The organism is Nostoc sp. FACHB-892 (assembly GCF_014698795.1).
GTDB lineage: Bacteria > Cyanobacteriota > Cyanobacteriia > Cyanobacteriales > Nostocaceae > Nostoc.
The window spans coordinates 401,162-416,901 of record NZ_JACJTR010000003.1 but is presented as its reverse complement, the minus strand read 5'-3'; the positions used below and the strand labels follow the sequence as shown (position 1 = coordinate 416,901).

Here is a 15,740-nt window from a genome sequence, read left to right as displayed (position 1 = left end):
TAAAAGCACCACTAAGTACTAAATTCGGGTTAGAGAAAGCTTTTACTCAAAACTCCTCTTTCCCTAAGACTTGACTTTCGGAAGTGATGTGAATTCTCCAAGTACACCAATATGGGAGATTCTTAAATCTTCTTCATCTATATATTGAATAGATGGGTCAATTTTTTCTGGTAATTCTCTGTCCTTGCATGACCACTCAAATAAAAATTTAGAGTCCACATCCTTGAGGTTAGAAAATATCTGCGCCCATTGGCTTCGTCGAATTCGATTTCCCCACCTTGATTGTAATTCTATCGAGTAAGCTGCCTGCTGATAAACAAAAAAATCAAATGGTCTTTCATTTAAATTTTTATGATCTAGTAAATGAATAAGATGAAACATAAAGCCATCTTCAGAAAGGCTACTTACAAGATTTTTCAATAGCGGTACAACATCATCAACTGGCACATGTTCTAAGACAGATTTTGAAAAAATGAAATCTATTTTTTCTGAGCTAGGCATTATTTGAGACAAATCAATTGGAGCAATATATTCTATACCTAAGTCTTGTAAGGCTTCTACAGATAATTGTTTTAATGAAAGCAGTTTCTCTAAACGTAAGCGGATAATCTCACGATCTTCAAATGTAGATAGACTATCTAAGACACTCCAATGTACAGACTTACACACAGCTTTAAAAATATTTTCGGTTTGTAATAACGGGTAAACATCCGTTGCATAAACCTTTTTTGCTCCAAGAAGGTAAAAGACTAACGAATGAGTTAGTAACCATCCACTTCCGATTTCAAGACAAATTTTATCACGCAATACATATTTCCCTTTCCCACACTGAAGCAGATAAATAGCAATTTCATTAGCACAAATGTCAAGCTTTTTGCCTGCAACAGCTAGCTTACTTGAATGTATTTTATTAAACAAAAGTTGATATATTTCAGATGATCTAATAATCGATTTTGTGCTTTCATTCAGTAGGCTATTTGCTAGCTTTTTCATTTTGTACACCCTGTTTACTTAACTGCTTGTAACTTTTAAATAATACTAATAACTTTACCATTGAGATGGGTTATTTTATAACGAAAGCATATTAGTGATGTTGTTTATTATATAGTTAAGAACAAGAGCATATTTCCCTAATAACAGGGAATGAAAACCTTTGAATTGAAAAGTGGAGATTAGCGCTCTTTTATTACTACCATGAAAGTAGAATCAATCTAATATCCGCTTAATTGACTAGGGGTATTTTATGGGATATTTGATTTAACAGCTACCTCCACTATCAGCGTGGTACGTTAGTCCTGCAATGCATATAGAGGTTTATCTCTAGAAGTATTGCTAATTACCATTTTTCAGACCAATAGATAATTTCTGAGGCAGAACTATTAATAGCGACACCATAACTATCTCCATGATTCCACTTGAAGCCAGGTCTACCTTTATCATTTGTATTTAATACCAATATTTCATAACTAGCTGGAAAAGATTCCATAGGAAAGTCACTGGTGTAGAAAAAAGTTGTCGGCACACCATTAGGCTGGTTGATGTGATTGTTTGTGTTACCACCCTTATATTTGTGTTTTGCGCTACTTCTGTATTGTGAAAGTAATCTTTCTATCTTGTTAGGTGGCTGTTTCAGCCTAATTTGAAAAAAACTACTTCCTTGCAAAACTTCGGGAGAGTAAGCAATGCGAACGCTTTTGGCATCACTGGGAATCTCATTAGGAAAATGTTTTACTTGGTCATTATCAGACCATAGTTGATTACGAATTTCTTTGTACCGTGATGTATCAGTTATTATTTTAGGTTCGCTAGTACTGCTAAAAGTGGTTCTCAGAAAAAAGCTTCCCCCGACAATACAAAGACTAGCTAGGGCTAATAGAAATTGCGATCGCTTCATCAAGTTGGGTGCGTCTAACTTTCATAGTCATATACCCAACTAATAAACTAAATTAGTACTATTGCGGATATAGCATCAGGGATATTAACAGAAACTTTGTGTATCTAAGGGAAATTCCGGATAATTGTAAAATTAATGTGAAGTTTATCAATGATTACCTAGTCAAAAGCCGCAGATTATCCTCATTGAAACTAGTACTTCTTTTGTACCTAATGGAATCAATGCTATAGCCATCCATTTTTTTCAATTCTTCCTGATGCAGCAATAACTAAGGTGGATATATAAATAGTAGATGCACCTTAATTAAATCATAGCCCTCAACTTTTAGTCGGGGGCTTTTTTTATTGCTGATGTTTTCTAATTTGGAAATAAAATAAATTTGGTTATAAGTCTAATTTTACCGGATAGGGCTTTCAATAAAGTGGATATATAAATAGTAGATGCACCTTAATTAAATCATAGCCCTCAGCTTTTAGTTGAAGGCTTTTTTATTGCTGATGTTCTTTGATGTGTGAAAAATAATTTTGTACCCAATTTAAATATGCCCGGATATAGCACTCAAGAAAGCGGATTAATAAATGGTAGATGCACCCTAATAAATTACAGCCCTTGGCCTAAAGCTAGGGGCTTTTATTATTTAAATATAGACGGTAACAAACTGGGAGCTAACCATAGTGCATAACCAATAAATCCAAAGAACAACGTAATTAGGGCAGTAATGCCGTAGCTGATGCAAATTAATAAACCGTCAGATTCGATGGTGGCAACAGCCAAAAGTAAAATACCTACAGTGGGAATGGGATTTGTAAAGGGAATTGGTAATATTAGTAATACTGTTAATAAAGAGATACAAAAACCATTAATTCGCCAAACCAAAGGATTATGGGCTATTTTTGTTAATCGGGGACGGGCGATTTTTTGTAAAACTTTGGTAAGATGTCCCAAATTTTGCAAAAGTAACTGGGCAAAGGGACGAGGAAATTTGTAGTTAGCGATTCTTTTTGGTAGCCAGGGTGATCGCCTCCCTAAAACCATTTGCCCTGACAACAGTAAACAAGCACCACCAAAAGGGCCAGTTAATCCCGGTGGCATAGGAAATAAAAAGGGCAAAACAAATAATGTAATTACTAGGCAAAACCCTCGTTCTGAGGTTTCCGCCAGAATATCACCTAGAGTCAAGGGTTGTTCAGCTAGGCGTTGCAACAGGGACTTTATATCTTGAGAAAATCTCAGATGCATTTGACGTGAGTTGATGCGAGTTCCCACATTTTTAGCAGAGCTAACTTTTAATTTTTGGAGGTACTAAAACAGCTATAGCTTTAGGTATAACCCGAAAATGAGCAGGAGTGTAGGTAGTGATTTCACCATCTGTATTGATAGGGCGAGGTTTGCGAGTATGCACCTTTATTTCTTGACCTTGAAGAGAGCGTACACTTTTCCAATATATATGCCGCCCTTGTCGCATAGCAGGAAGTAATAGTATAATCTGCCACCAATGTTTAATCTCTAAGCTATAAAGGTCTAGCCTTTGGTCATCTATTGTGGCATCGTCAGCCACTGCCATTCCGCCGCCGTAATAGCGGCCGTTACCTACAGCAATTTGTACCGTTTTCACGCGAACTGATTCACTATTGATCACAATCTCAGCAGTAAAAGGTCTAGCTTCCCAAATCACTTGCAATGCAGTGGTGGCATAAGCAAATATTCCCCAACGGCGTTTGGCCTCTTTGGTAAGCCGCTGGGTAATTTTTACACTCAATCCCAGGCTAGCAACGTTAAAAAAGTGCTTGCCGTTCACCCAGCCCAAATCGATGCGGTGTAAATTTCCATAAGCAATAATTTTGCAAGCTTCATTGAGAGAATTCGGGATTCCCAAAGTCCTCGCTAGATCGTTGGCAGTTCCCAAAGGCAAAATTCCCAAGGGCAACTGAGTATCAACTAAAGCATCTACTGCGGCATTGAGAGTGCCATCTCCTCCGCCAATAATTACCAAGCCAACTTTATGCTGATAGCGAAATATGACTTCAGTAAGATGTTTGGGGTCTTCTGTAGACTCCTCAATTAAATCAAAGCCGAGTCCCTTCAGATATTCGATCGCTTCCGACAGACCCTTTTGCCCTTGACGAGCATGACGATTTACTAACAGCAGTGCGCGGGAACTCATGGGTAGTACCTTTTGTAGTTGATATGTCCAATTATCCGCATCTATGTATTCTGCTTGAAGTTGGCTATAAAGAAGTATTTAAGCTGTTATTAAATTTATCAATCACTCATTTTTTTAGTGCTTATTATGTTGTGGTTACTAATTTTTAATTTCTATTTTATCTAGTTTATCTCTATTAGCCCTCGGTGTGGTGATAGTCAGCAAATATAATTTTTACTCCTTAAATCGCTGAATTTAGGTATTTTTATTCGTAATAGAGAGATTTATGCCAATATAATATAATATAACAACCACAAAATAATACCAAATAAAAATAAATCTTTTATTGGTATCAATACATATTTTTAGATTAAATCTGTATAAATATTATTAATATTTACAATTATTTAACTTTTGGCTGAGGAGACGTTTATTTATATATTAACTCCTGCTGTAGCAGATTAAAAATTGTTTACGGCTCTGAAGGCACTATTTATATTAATTTCTATCATTAACCAGTTATAAGCTAAGGAAGGAAGCCTGAGTTAGTTCTGCTTCCCCTACTGAAGATTTACTTACTTAGTTCCTGTCCATCTAAGCGACATAATTTTACTTTGTTGATGATCTTTGCACCTATTCTTTCATAGAACTTGATTCCACGCTCGTTAGATACAGCTACAGTCCAATCGATTCTGCCACAGCCTTTTTCCTGCCCAATCTGGCGCAAGCGTAACATCAGCGCCTGGCCAACTCGGTGGCTTCGATGTTCAGCTTTGATATATAAATCATCAAGCCAAATTCCAGGTTTTGCTAAAAAAGTTGAATAGGTAGAGTGATAGGTTGCTAACCCAATGGCATCCCCATCAACCTCAGCTAAAAGAACAAAAGCAAGGGGCTTTTCTCCAAATAAATCAATTTCTAGCTTTTGAGAAGTTGCTTGTACAGATTTAGGACAACCATCAAATTCGGCTTTCAAATGAATCAATTCCATAATGGCAGGAATATCCCTTTGGTTTGCCTCTCGAATTGAAACATTCTTGCTGTTCATATTCTTCTTTACTTAATATTCGTATTGGGGGATAGTTTCTGTCTCATTCTTTGCAGCCTTTATCCACTCTTGCATAGCTGGAAGTGCCAAAACTGCCTCTACATAATTTATAGAAACAGGATCTAATTGCACATCATAGGTTACAAACCGCAAGACAACTGGAGCAAAGAATGCATCAGCGATGTCTACGACGGGCTACGCCTACGCAAAATTACCAAACAAAAAATTGCCACCATTCCCAAATTCTTGACGTGATTCTTGCCAAATATTAGTGATGCGGTCAATATCTTGCTGTACGCCGGGTGCTAAACCTTTACCAGGATATTTAGTACGGCAGTTCATCGGCATATTCTGACGCAGATTTTGAAAGCCTGAGTGCATTTCCGCACTGATGGAACGGGCGAATGCCCTTGCAACCTTATCTTCTGGCCAGCATTGCAGAGCCGGAAACGTTTCAGCTAAATATTCACAAATAACAAGAGAATCCCACACAGTTTGCGTGTCGTGCAACAACACAGGTACTTTTCCTGATGGTGAGTATTGCCGAATTTTTGATGCATAATCTAGGTTATTGTAGAGAGAAATCCTAATTTCATTGAATTTTAAACCAAGTTGTTTCATCAATAGCCAAAAACGAAGTGACCAAGATGAATAATTCTTATTACCAATCACTAAAGTTAGTTGCGTCATATTTTTAATACCTATAAAGCTGTTCAATCCACATACAAACATCAGCTTGAGAACCTGAAGAAAAACTTTTTCCAGTTGCAGGATCGTAAGCTTGCCAGTAGGTATTACCATAGCGATCAACCTTTTGCCAAACTTGTAATTCGTTAGAATCTAGTAAGAGCTTTTTAACAAAAATTTTCCAGATACTATGCAGAAATTCCCAAAATTTGGAGTTGAATTTTTTCTTCAATATCGAACTACAATTTATTCTTGGCTCTTCTGTTGTGAGATACCTAGTTTTATTGTTCATAAAATTATTCCTGAAAGTTGCTCAGTAAATAAAACAGTAGCAACATCTCAGTTAGTAATCAAATCATGGCTTGTATAGATTGTATAAATAGGATTTATAGATATGAAAAATTACTAATACAACCTTTTTGTCACAATTAAATCAGGATGTGTATACCCTTGTTCTCATCAATTGCTTATGAAATTCTCCCAACTTCGAGCCATAGTTGCAGTAGCAGATTGTGGTAACTTTAGTGAGGCAGCCTTAGAATTGCAGCTTTCTCAGCCTGCGATTAGTCATGCGATCGCTACCTTAGAAGAAGAACTAGGTGTGCCTTTATTTGCGAGAGGCCGTCACGGTGCTGTGCTGACACCGGCTGGAGAGCGCATTTTATATCATGCTCGTCAGGCTATGCAGCATTTAGAGATGATGCAACACGAAGCAAACTTGCATAAAGGTTTACATGGTGGCCATGTGCGAATTGCGGCTTTTCGTAGCGTCGCCACCCATTTATTACCAAAAGCGATCGCACAATTTCATAATCAATTTCCAGAAATTGCTGTCACAATCATAGAGTGCCCTGCTTTCACAGATGTAGAACAGTGTTTGCGTGACGGACGTACCGATATTGGTATTACCTGTTTACCAACTGGTGAAGAATTTGACTCCTGGGAAATTTTTCAGGATGAGTATTTAGCTTTACTACCACCACATACCAAAATTAACAGTCCAGAAATTACTTGGGAAGACATAGCAGCCTATCCACCAATTTTACTTCCTTGCACACCCTGTGGACGCATTCTTCACAATCACCTAAAGACTTTAGCAATCCCAATAAATACTGCTAGCGATATCCAAGAAGATTCGACAGTCGTTAGTATGGTGAATCAAGGATTGAGAGCAGCTATTATGCCTCGTTTAGCAGCTGTACCCATTCCTGCAAAGGTGCAGGTATACAGTTTACCTGCACCGCTAAAGAGAGTAATTGGAACTGCAATTTTATCTAATGCCCTGCATGTGCCTGCGGTGTTCACCTTTTTGGAAATGTTGAAAAAATTTGATTTTTATAGTTTAGCTAAATCCACTTATTAACAATAAAAAATTTAGCCGCAGAGCCAGAGAATTACCCTGTTTTCAGTCATCGAAAAAATTATTAGGTATTGTATTTTCTTTGTCGTTTAACCGGATTCATCCAAACTTCTAAGCGACTAAACGCTTGTGAAGAAAGTAACGTTAAGCATAAATAAACCACTGCCACACCAGCGTAAACCTCAAAAGCGCGATAGTTATCAGCGACAATTAACTGTCCTTTACGTACCAATTCTTCAAACCCAATCACAGAAACTAAGCTTGTATCTTTCAACAAACTGATAAACTCATTACCCAAGGGTGGAATCATCCTTCGGAAAGCTTGGGGAAAAATTACATAAATCATTGTTTGTACAGAACTCAAACCTAATGATTGCGCTGCTTCTGCTTGTCCTGTTTCAATCGATTGAATTCCAGCACGCACAACTTCGGCTATGTATGCGGCGCTATTCAAACTTAAAGCAATTACCCCAGCTACCAAACGATCAAAAGTAAATGTAAAACCAAGTTCTTGCAAAATTGCAGGTAATCCAAAGTAAATCATAAAAATTTGCACCAATAAAGGCGTTCCCCGGAAAAAATCTACATACGCCCTGGCTACCCAACGCACGGGTGCGATACGAGAAAGACGGACAATACCAATCAGGGAACCCCCAATTAAACCAAACACTACAGAAAGTATTGTTAATTGCAACGTTACTAAAACTCCCTGTAATAAAGTTGGAAAAGCCTGCAAAATCACGCCAATTGAGGTAAATATTTGAGGTGCGCCAGCGCTAGTCTGGTTCTCAAATGGTGATTTAACTGGTAATGATGGTGGTTCGGCTTTAAACCATTTTTGATAAATTTGGGAATAAGTACCATTTTCCAGCACCCTATCCAAACCGTCATTGATTAATGCCAAATTCGGCGTATCTTTAGCTGTAGCAATGCCGTAAAACTCCTCCGTCAGCAATTGCTGTACTACTTTTATTCCTTGAAGATTGCCCGTATTAATGGCATATAAAGTCACAGGCGCATCATTTATCACTGCATCCACATTACCATTGAGCAATTCTTGCAGGGCTAGAGGTGCTGAATCAAAACTGCGAATTTGCACTCCGGGAATACTTTTAGCCTTTGCAGCCCCAGTTGTACCAATTTGTACTGCAATTTTTTTATTTTTGAGACTGTCAAAGCCGGTAATATTTTGATTGTCTGTGCGGATTGCGATCGCTAACCCAGCTTTAAAATAAGGGCGAGAAAAAGAAATCGTCTTCGCCCTCTCTTCTGTAATCGTGATCGAACTAATCGCTGCATCTACCGTTTTGCCTTGCAAAGCTGGGATAATGCCGTCAAAAGGCAGACTTTGAAAATCCACTTTAAAGTTAGTAGAAGAAGCGATCGCATTCATCAAATCAATCGAAAAACCCTGCAACTCACCACCTTTTCCCTGAAATTCAAAAGGTGGAAACGCCGGTTCAGTAGCAACCCGCAGAGTTTTCACCGTACTAGGATTCACCCCACAACCAGCCAATAACAAACAGCTAAAACTTACAACTAGAGATAAGCGTAACCAACGGATAAAACTAAATTTAGCCATATTATTTTCTCTCCTCCTCTGCGCTCTCTGCGCCTCTGTGCTTCGTTCAAGTTATATCTTGCAACTATCCAATCTCCCGCCAATAAATACATTCTGAGGCGTTTTTAGAACTGCTACGCGTCTATATTAAAAGCCTTACAATCAACTGTAGAGCAGCTTGATACAAGTGATGAACAATACCATCCCCGCCATTATTTTTGACAACATCGAAAAAAACTTTGGTTCCCTAAAAGTCCTCAAAGGAATCACCGGCGAAATCAACCGGGGAGAAGTTGTTGCAGTTATTGGTTCCTCCGGTTGTGGTAAAAGTACCCTACTACGCTGCTTCAATCGCCTAGAAACCATTGATAACGGGCGTTTAATAATCAACGGTATCAACTTATCTCGACCCACTGTCAACTATAACCAACTGCGGCAACTAAGAACGCAAGTAGGCATGGTTTTCCAACAGTTCAACCTGTTTCCTCATCTGAGCGTATTAGAAAATATGACACTCGCCCCGCGTAAAGTCTTGGGAAAAACACCGAAGGAAAGCGCCCAATTAGCGAGATTATATTTAGACAAAGTTGGTTTATTTGACAAAGCCTCTGCTTATCCCGAACAACTCTCCGGTGGACAAAAGCAACGAGTAGCGATCGCTCGTAGTTTATGTATGAATCCCCAAATTATGCTATTTGACGAACCCACCAGCGCCCTAGATCCCGAACTCGTCGGCGAAGTTTTGCAAGTGATGCAGCAGTTGGCATCAGAAGGGATGACAATGGTGGTTGTCACCCATGAAATGCAATTTGCCAAAGAAGTAGCCCATCAAGTGATATTTTTAGACAAAGGTATTGTGACGGAACAAGGTCCAGCCTATGAAGTACTGACCAATCCCCAAAGCGATCGCCTACGTATTTTCCTCAGTCGCCTTCAACTAATTCGTAATTCGTAATTGGGAATTGCTTATTTCTCCCCCTGCTCCCTGCTTCCCACTCCCTGCTCCCCACTCCCTACTATTCAAAGATATTCGCGCAAGAAATCAAAGGGATCATCTTCCCAACAAGGTTCAGGTATCAGCCAAAACAAACTACCGTTGATATCTGCTTCAATTTCATCACCGTCATCTCTATCAAATAGTTCTATCAAAGCTGTCCAATCACGCTCTCTCAGAGAAGTTAACGATGGGGCATATACTTGGGAATGATTTGAGTAATTCACGCGCAAAGTTGTGCTTGAGTGCCGTAAAAAGTTAGTATAAAAATCTGTAAATAATTAGATTCTAAGTTTGACAACCGCAGTTAAATAGTTATTTTTATACTATTAAATATGGGCTACTCTCATTAGTGTCTCACAATTTAAATAGGACTGCTATAGTATTTATCACATAAATACAAGCGTAATTTACTCAGACCGGGAAAATCCTTAAGGCTGCGATTCAACTAATTCCACGCCAAAGACTTCCGCAAACGACTGTGATACATAAAAACGCGCTTCTTGGCAAGTGATTCCTGGAATCCATTCGGCTAAACTGCCTACAGGTTTATCAGAAATACCACAGGGTACAATGCGCTCAAACCCTGTCATGTCTGGACAAATATTTAATGCAAAGCCGTGCATAGTAATCCAACGGCTAACTTTAATTCCAATAGCCGCAACTTTTCGCCCTTGTAACCAAACGCCTGTAAAATCTGGAATTCTTTCTCCCTGCAATCCATAAACTGCCAATACGCGAATTATTACTTCTTCGAGTTGCCGTAAATACCAATGAAGGTCTTTACGATAACGTTGCAAATTTAAAATTGGATACCCTACCAATTGACCGGGACAATGGTAAGTAACCTCACCGCCTCGTTCAACTCGATGCACATCATATAGACCTTTGTCAATATCGAATTTGAGAAAATCTGAGTTGCTTCCTTGCCCAAGAGTATAAACAGGTGGATGTTCTAGCAAAATTAACACGTCATCTAGATTAGGGTCATGGATACGCTCAGTGAGAAGCGATCGCTGCCATCCATGAGCATCTAAGTAAGGCATTAATCCTTGGTTATATAGTAAACAACGGTATTGGTGTGGCTTCATACTATGGATCATGCCAAAAATCAACTCGTATCGGGGACGAAATATATTTCAAGTTACACAGATGGAGTCAATAAATGTCAAGATTTGCAAAGGATTTTAAAGGAAAGTCAAGGGAACATAAATTAGAAAATACAAAGTGCTAGCTTGAATATACAACCTCAATAGGTTTTAGGAGGAATTCTCTGCAATAAGCATCATGCCAAGACGATAAAGACGAATGTATTGGCTGATGATTTTCATAAGATTGTTTGAATTTTAAACAGAATCAAATTTCCACAAAGACTTGTATTATTGAACAACAGCAAGCAAACTTCAACCGAACACAGAAGGAGCAACTATCAACAGTTCTGTAAGCGTTCTTTTAACACAAAAGACAGTTACAGGAGCTACTGCTAATATTTTTCCACCAAAAATTTCTATGTGAAAATCCAATTGGATATCAGCGCAGAGATGAGGAGGAAAATCAAGGGTATAATCAGCAAAAACCCAGATGCAGTAAGCTTAGAGACAGCTTACGAGCAGTACATAGAAAAAGTTCACAATTTGTTTTGGCGGGAGTAATAGACCTTACCGCAATTTCTTTTCATACAAAGCAAATTCACACATCAAATATTCAGTGGGAGAGTTTACATGAAGCTTGTCATCCACGGCAAAAATATTGAAATCACCGATGCAATTCGTGAGTATGTACATCAAAAGATTGAAAAAGCAGTTAGTCACTTTCAGAGCATTACAAATGAAGTGGATGTGCATCTTAGCGTAGCCCGTAATCCCCGAATTAATACTAGACAAGCGGCTGAAGTAACTATTTATGCAAATGGTAACGTTATCCGTGCCGAGGAAAGCAGCGAAAATCTCTATGCCAGCATTGACTTAGTTGCAGATAAAATTGCCCGTCAATTGCGGAAATACAAAGAACGGCGTCAAGACCAGAAAACTCAGTCCCAACCACCAGAAGTTGTTGTAGAGTCAGTAGTCACAGATTTAATTGGCGATCGCACCCCCGAACTACCTAACGAAGTCGTCCGTACCAAATATTTTTCCATGCCGCCGATGACCCTTGCAGAAGCCCTAGAACAACTGCAACTTGTGGGACACGACTTTTATATGTTCCGCAATTCTGAAACTGGAGAGATTAATGTAATTTACGAACGCAACCACGGCGGTTATGGTGTGATCCATCCGCGCAATGGTAATGCCCATACTAACGGCAAGAATGGTAAGGCAACCCACGCTAATATTGTCATGCCGGAAAAATCGCATTCTAAATAGGGGCTAGGAACTAGGGACTGGGGACTGAGGACTAGGAAAGAATTTCTCAATCCCCACTACCCAATACCTAATCCCTCATTTCACAAGCTGTTGCAAAGTTTTCAATGCTTCTTCAACATGACCTTTAAAGTTAAACATTGAATCAAAGACGTATTGCACAACTCCTTGTTGGTCAATAACATAAGTAACGCGACCAGGGAATAAGCCAAAGGCTGCTGTTGCGCCATATAGCTTTCGTACTTGGTCGCCTTTGTCAGTTAACAGGGTAAAAGGTAGATTATATTTTGCAGCAAATCGTTGGTGAGATTCGCTGGAGTCAGCACTCACGCCGATCACTTCAGCGCCAGCACTTTTAAACACTTCATACTGATCGCGAAAGGCGCAGGATTCAGCCGTACATCCGGGTGTGTCGTCCTTGGGGTAAAAATATAGGACAACAGCTTTTTTGCCGCGAAAATCTTGGAGGCTAATTGTTGAGCCGTTTTGAGCAGGTAAAGTGAAATTAGGAGCGGTATCTCCAACTTTAATAGGCATAGCGAGTGGTGGTAATTACTTAACAAAATTTTACCTTGTATCCAAGTCTATAAATTTTGCTTGATTACCTGCATCAAGCGGGCTACGTTGGATACTCATTTAACATAAATTCCGCCTATGCGCCTGACTTCACTGGATGTTTTTCGCGGTATTACCATCGCTGCGATGATTCTTGTCAATATGGCGGGAGTTGCAGATGATGTATATCCTCCCTTAGCCCATGCCGATTGGCACGGTTGCACACCAACAGACTTGGTATTTCCCTTCTTTCTCTTCATTATTGGTGTAGCGATGACTTTCTCGCTGTCAAAGTACACCGAAGGTAATACAACCTCAGCTATTTACTGGCGCATCTTACGCCGCGCCGCCATTCTCTTTGCCTTGGGATTGCTACTAAATGGCTTTTGGAATCAGGGTATTTGGACTTTTGATTTAAGTAGTATCCGTATTATGGGAGTATTGCAGCGCATTAGCATTACTTATCTGCTGGCTTCCTTAATAGTTCTCAACCTTCCGCGTAAAGGTCAGTGGATACTAGCAGCAGTGCTACTCATTAGCTACTGGCTAACTATCATGTATGTACCAGTACCCGATTTTGGCGCAGGAGTTCTGACACGAGAAGGTAATTTTGGTGCTTATATTGACCGCCTGATTATTCCTAAAGCACATCTATATAAAGGTGATGGTTTCAACTTTATGGGAGATCCAGAGGGACTGTTCAGTAGTATTCCTGCGATAGTAAGCGTCCTCGCTGGCTACTTCACTGGTCAATGGATACGCAGCCAACCTGTACAGTCACGCACAAGTATCGGGTTAGCATTATTTGGAGTTGGTTGTTTAATTATCGGTTGGGCGTGGGGATGGACATTTCCCATCAACAAAAAGCTGTGGACAAGTTCTTATGTAGTTTTTACTAGCGGTTGGGCCTTACTTTTGCTAGCAGCTTGTTATGAACTTATCGAAGTGCGGCTGATACGTCGCTGGAGTAAACCTTTTGAAATTATGGGCTTAAATGCGATCGCTCTTTTCGTTCCATCAGTTTTGTTGATTAAAATTTTAGTCAGAACCACTATCGGCACAGGCAAAGACGCTATCAGTACTTACAATTGGATTTACCAAAATTTTTTCGCATCTTGGGCGGGAGTTCTGAATGGTTCCCTGTTATTTGCCATAGTCACTGTGTTGTTGTGGTGGGCTGTTGGTGTTCTGATGTATCGGCAACGCTGGTTTCTCAAAGTGTAAATTTGCGTAAGTCCTAATTTTGTATAATTCACTCAAACTATTAATCCACAGAAAAATTGTGAGGTAATGGATGCGTCGCATGAAATTTTGGGCGTTTTTGCCAATTACGTTAATATTTGGCTGCTCAGATCAACTGTTTCAATCTAACTCGTCTGTAGCCTACTCTAACCCAGCATTAGTTTCACAAAATAGTCCGATATCAAAAGTGAGTTACCTTTCATCGTTGGAACAAGAGGTAATTGTTGAAACAAATAAGGTACGAACAAATCCCAAATCATACCTCCCGATTCTAGAAAACTATAGAAAGCGCTTTGAGGGAAACTTAGTAAACGTTTCTAATAATACCTATTGGCAAACTCAAGAAGGAGTTAAAGCAGTTGATGAGGCGATCGCATTTTTGAAATCAGCGCCTCCTGTGGGAGCATTGAGTCTATCTAAGGGTATGTCTTTAGGAGCAAAAGACCATGTTAAAGACCAAGGGCCAAAAGGTGCTAAAGGTCATAATGGTAGCGATGGTAGCAACCCCTTTACTCGCATCAATCGCTATGGTAAATGGCAAACAACCGCAGGCGAAAATATCACTTATGGCTTCAACACTGCTGAAGATATTGTCATGCAATTAATTATTGATGATAGTGTGCGCGATCGCAGTCATAGAAAAAACATTTTTAACGGCGCTTTTAAAGTGTCTGGTGTTGCTTGTGGAATTCACAAATCATATAGGACAATTTGTGTAATTAACTACGCTGATGGGTATAGGGATAAATAATTTGAGTTAAAAAGTGGGGACAAATACCGAAGGTTCTGAATTATTGTACTTAAAAGCAGGCGTAATAAAGTAAAAATATTTTTTTGTCCTTTACGTTCCAGTGTTAACTAGGTTACGACAGGTATTAAGTAATCCTTTTTTTACAATCGAGGAACAAAGACGAGCGCAGCGTTATCTATACTCTTGATCAACTCATTTCCGTTCTTATTAAGGAACTGACCGAAGTTCTGATGTGTAACAGCCGCTTGTAAAATTCCGAAAAAAGAAGCGTCTACAAACTTCTGTGTGTGTTGAAAATTATTATTTTTTCTAATTCACTAAATTAATCCATAGAAAAAATTGTGAGGTAATGAATGTATCGCATTAAATTTTGGGTACTTTTGCCAGTTACCCTGATATTCGGTTGCTCAAATCAACTGTTGCAATCTAACCCATCTGTGGCAAACTCTAACCCAGTAGTAGTTAAACCTAGCACTCCAACTTTATTAGCAAAGGCGAGTTATCTTTCACCACTAGAACAACAGGTAATCGTTGAAACAAATAAGGTACGAACAAATCCCAAGTCGTACCTTCCGATTATGGAAAACTATAGAAAACGCTTCCAGGGAAACCGAGTCAAAATTTCTAATAATACCTATCTGCGAACTCAAGAAGGAGTCAAAGCAGTCGATGAAGCGATCGCATTTTTGAAATCAGCACGTCCTGTAGGAGCGTTGAGGGCATCTAAGGGTATGTCTTTAGGAGCAAGAGACCATGTTAAAGACCAAGGGCCAAAAGGCGCTACAGGTCATGATGGTAGCGATGGTAGCAACCCCTTTAATCGCATCAATCGCTATGGTAGATGGGAAAGAACCGCAGGCGAAAATATCAGTTATGGCCCAAACACCGCTCAAGATATTGTCATGCAGTTAATTATTGATGATGGTGTACCCGATCGCGGTCATAGAACAAACATTTTTAACGGCGCTTTTAGAGTGTCTGGCGTTGCTTATGGAACCCACAAATCATATAGAACAATTTGTGTAATTACCTACGCTGGTGGGTATAGGGAAAAAACGTAAACGTGAGTTCCACTAACCTCTCCCTGCTTTGAACTAAAGTTCAAGTCTGTCCCTCTCCGACTCGGAGAGGGACAGGTTTTGCGT

17 protein-coding genes are annotated in these 15,740 nt (G+C 39.4%); 6 read left to right on the top strand and 11 right to left on the bottom strand.

From position 1 onward, the window contains the following. Positions 1 to 63 precede the first annotated feature (63 nt). The 7 genes from H6G96_RS06700 to H6G96_RS06670 all read right to left on the bottom strand — a co-directional run bounded on the left by H6G96_RS06700 (position 64) and on the right by H6G96_RS06670 (position 6,064). Complete coding sequence (locus H6G96_RS06700) at positions 64 to 993, bottom strand: hypothetical protein (RefSeq protein WP_190910711.1); 930 nt, start codon at positions 991 to 993, stop codon at positions 64 to 66. 343 nt (positions 994 to 1,336) lie between these two features. Further along, positions 1,337 to 1,894 (bottom strand): hypothetical protein, encoded by a 558-nt coding sequence (locus H6G96_RS06695; RefSeq protein WP_190910710.1) that lies wholly within the window; start codon positions 1,892 to 1,894, stop codon positions 1,337 to 1,339. Between the two features lie 633 nt (positions 1,895 to 2,527). Continuing rightward, on the bottom strand, positions 2,528 to 3,133 hold the full coding sequence (locus tag H6G96_RS06690; protein WP_190910709.1) for an exopolysaccharide biosynthesis protein: 606 nt from the start codon (positions 3,131 to 3,133) through the stop codon (positions 2,528 to 2,530). 40 nt (positions 3,134 to 3,173) lie between these two features. Continuing rightward, a complete protein-coding gene (locus H6G96_RS06685) occupies positions 3,174 to 4,058 on the bottom strand; it encodes a lipid kinase (RefSeq protein WP_190910708.1) in 885 nt (294 codons plus the stop codon). Positions 4,059 to 4,608: 550 nt separating this feature from the next. Continuing rightward, entirely contained in the window at positions 4,609 to 5,085 is a 477-nt protein-coding gene (locus H6G96_RS06680) for a GNAT family N-acetyltransferase (RefSeq protein WP_190910707.1), read from the bottom strand. A 201-nt stretch (positions 5,086 to 5,286) separates the two neighbouring features. Further along, on the bottom strand, positions 5,287 to 5,775 hold the full coding sequence (locus tag H6G96_RS06675) for a glutathione S-transferase family protein (protein WP_347242184.1): 489 nt from the start codon (positions 5,773 to 5,775) through the stop codon (positions 5,287 to 5,289). Positions 5,776 to 5,779: 4 nt separating this feature from the next. Further along, positions 5,780 to 6,064: a hypothetical protein gene (locus H6G96_RS06670; protein ID WP_242063184.1), complete on the bottom strand. Its 285-nt coding sequence runs from the start codon at positions 6,062 to 6,064 to the stop codon at positions 5,780 to 5,782. Between the two features lie 177 nt (positions 6,065 to 6,241). Between H6G96_RS06670 and H6G96_RS06665 the strand changes: the two genes are divergently transcribed. Beyond that, positions 6,242 to 7,135 (top strand): LysR family transcriptional regulator, encoded by an 894-nt coding sequence (locus tag H6G96_RS06665; RefSeq protein ID WP_190910706.1) that lies wholly within the window; start codon positions 6,242 to 6,244, stop codon positions 7,133 to 7,135. A gap of 61 nt (positions 7,136 to 7,196) precedes the next feature. Here the strand turns inward: H6G96_RS06665 and H6G96_RS06660 are convergent, their stop codons facing one another. Continuing rightward, positions 7,197 to 8,714 carry an ABC transporter permease subunit gene (locus tag H6G96_RS06660; RefSeq protein WP_190910705.1) on the bottom strand — a complete coding sequence of 506 codons (1,518 nt, stop codon included), beginning with the start codon at positions 8,712 to 8,714 and terminating at the stop codon, positions 7,197 to 7,199. A gap of 169 nt (positions 8,715 to 8,883) precedes the next feature. Here H6G96_RS06660 and H6G96_RS06655 point away from each other — a divergent pair, with 169 nt between their 5' ends. Then, the gene (locus H6G96_RS06655) at positions 8,884 to 9,648 is read left to right on the top strand and encodes an amino acid ABC transporter ATP-binding protein (RefSeq protein ID WP_190910704.1); all 765 of its coding nucleotides are present in this window, start codon (positions 8,884 to 8,886) and stop codon (positions 9,646 to 9,648) included. A 65-nt stretch (positions 9,649 to 9,713) separates the two neighbouring features. Here the strand turns inward: H6G96_RS06655 and H6G96_RS06650 are convergent, their stop codons facing one another. Both H6G96_RS06650 and lipB read right to left on the bottom strand, forming a co-directional pair. Beyond that, positions 9,714 to 9,914 (bottom strand): hypothetical protein, encoded by a 201-nt coding sequence (locus H6G96_RS06650; RefSeq protein WP_190910703.1) that lies wholly within the window; start codon positions 9,912 to 9,914, stop codon positions 9,714 to 9,716. Between the two features lie 204 nt (positions 9,915 to 10,118). Further along, the gene (lipB, locus tag H6G96_RS06645; RefSeq protein WP_190910702.1) at positions 10,119 to 10,790 is read right to left on the bottom strand and encodes a lipoyl(octanoyl) transferase LipB; all 672 of its coding nucleotides are present in this window, start codon (positions 10,788 to 10,790) and stop codon (positions 10,119 to 10,121) included. Positions 10,791 to 11,408: 618 nt separating this feature from the next. On the opposite strand from lipB, the gene raiA reads away from it, so the two are divergent. After that, entirely contained in the window at positions 11,409 to 12,050 is a 642-nt protein-coding gene (raiA, locus tag H6G96_RS06640; RefSeq protein ID WP_190910701.1) for a ribosome-associated translation inhibitor RaiA, read from the top strand. Positions 12,051 to 12,125: 75 nt separating this feature from the next. On the opposite strand, the gene H6G96_RS06635 is transcribed toward raiA, so the two are convergent. After that, positions 12,126 to 12,584, bottom strand: coding sequence for a peroxiredoxin (locus H6G96_RS06635; RefSeq protein ID WP_190910700.1), 459 nt, complete (start codon positions 12,582 to 12,584; stop codon positions 12,126 to 12,128). 117 nt (positions 12,585 to 12,701) lie between these two features. On the opposite strand from H6G96_RS06635, the gene H6G96_RS06630 reads away from it, so the two are divergent. The 3 genes from H6G96_RS06630 (at position 12,702) to H6G96_RS06620 (ending at position 15,656) form a co-directional block, all read left to right on the top strand. Next, entirely contained in the window at positions 12,702 to 13,826 is a 1,125-nt protein-coding gene (locus H6G96_RS06630) for an acyltransferase family protein (protein WP_190910699.1), read from the top strand. A gap of 70 nt (positions 13,827 to 13,896) precedes the next feature. Continuing rightward, complete coding sequence (locus H6G96_RS06625) at positions 13,897 to 14,595, top strand: CAP domain-containing protein (protein WP_190910698.1); 699 nt, start codon at positions 13,897 to 13,899, stop codon at positions 14,593 to 14,595. A 353-nt stretch (positions 14,596 to 14,948) separates the two neighbouring features. Beyond that, entirely contained in the window at positions 14,949 to 15,656 is a 708-nt protein-coding gene (locus H6G96_RS06620) for a CAP domain-containing protein (protein WP_190910697.1), read from the top strand. The last annotated feature ends 84 nt before the right edge of the window (positions 15,657 to 15,740 follow it).

Bases quoted from the DNA above. Each gene is read 5' to 3' on its own strand.
- H6G96_RS06690 (WP_190910709.1), bottom strand. From the start codon at position 3,133: ATGCATCTGAGATTTTCTCAAGATATAAAGTCCCTGTTGCAACGCCTA.
- H6G96_RS06700 (WP_190910711.1), bottom strand. From the start codon at position 993: ATGAAAAAGCTAGCAAATAGCCTACTGAATGAAAGCACAAAATCGATT.
- H6G96_RS06680 (WP_190910707.1), bottom strand. From the start codon at position 5,085: ATGAACAGCAAGAATGTTTCAATTCGAGAGGCAAACCAAAGGGATATT.
- H6G96_RS06660 (WP_190910705.1), bottom strand. From the start codon at position 8,714: ATGGCTAAATTTAGTTTTATCCGTTGGTTACGCTTATCTCTAGTTGTA.
- H6G96_RS06625 (WP_190910698.1), top strand. From the start codon at position 13,897: ATGCGTCGCATGAAATTTTGGGCGTTTTTGCCAATTACGTTAATATTT.
- H6G96_RS06635 (WP_190910700.1), bottom strand. From the start codon at position 12,584: ATGCCTATTAAAGTTGGAGATACCGCTCCTAATTTCACTTTACCTGCT.
- H6G96_RS06665 (WP_190910706.1), top strand. From the start codon at position 6,242: ATGAAATTCTCCCAACTTCGAGCCATAGTTGCAGTAGCAGATTGTGGT.
- H6G96_RS06670 (WP_242063184.1), bottom strand. From the start codon at position 6,064: ATGAACAATAAAACTAGGTATCTCACAACAGAAGAGCCAAGAATAAAT.
- H6G96_RS06630 (WP_190910699.1), top strand. From the start codon at position 12,702: ATGCGCCTGACTTCACTGGATGTTTTTCGCGGTATTACCATCGCTGCG.
- H6G96_RS06620 (WP_190910697.1), top strand. From the start codon at position 14,949: ATGTATCGCATTAAATTTTGGGTACTTTTGCCAGTTACCCTGATATTC.
- H6G96_RS06685 (WP_190910708.1), bottom strand. From the start codon at position 4,058: ATGAGTTCCCGCGCACTGCTGTTAGTAAATCGTCATGCTCGTCAAGGG.
- H6G96_RS06695 (WP_190910710.1), bottom strand. From the start codon at position 1,894: ATGAAGCGATCGCAATTTCTATTAGCCCTAGCTAGTCTTTGTATTGTC.
- lipB (WP_190910702.1), bottom strand. From the start codon at position 10,790: ATGATCCATAGTATGAAGCCACACCAATACCGTTGTTTACTATATAAC.
- raiA (WP_190910701.1), top strand. From the start codon at position 11,409: ATGAAGCTTGTCATCCACGGCAAAAATATTGAAATCACCGATGCAATT.
- H6G96_RS06655 (WP_190910704.1), top strand. From the start codon at position 8,884: ATGAACAATACCATCCCCGCCATTATTTTTGACAACATCGAAAAAAAC.
- H6G96_RS06675 (WP_347242184.1), bottom strand. From the start codon at position 5,775: ATGACGCAACTAACTTTAGTGATTGGTAATAAGAATTATTCATCTTGG.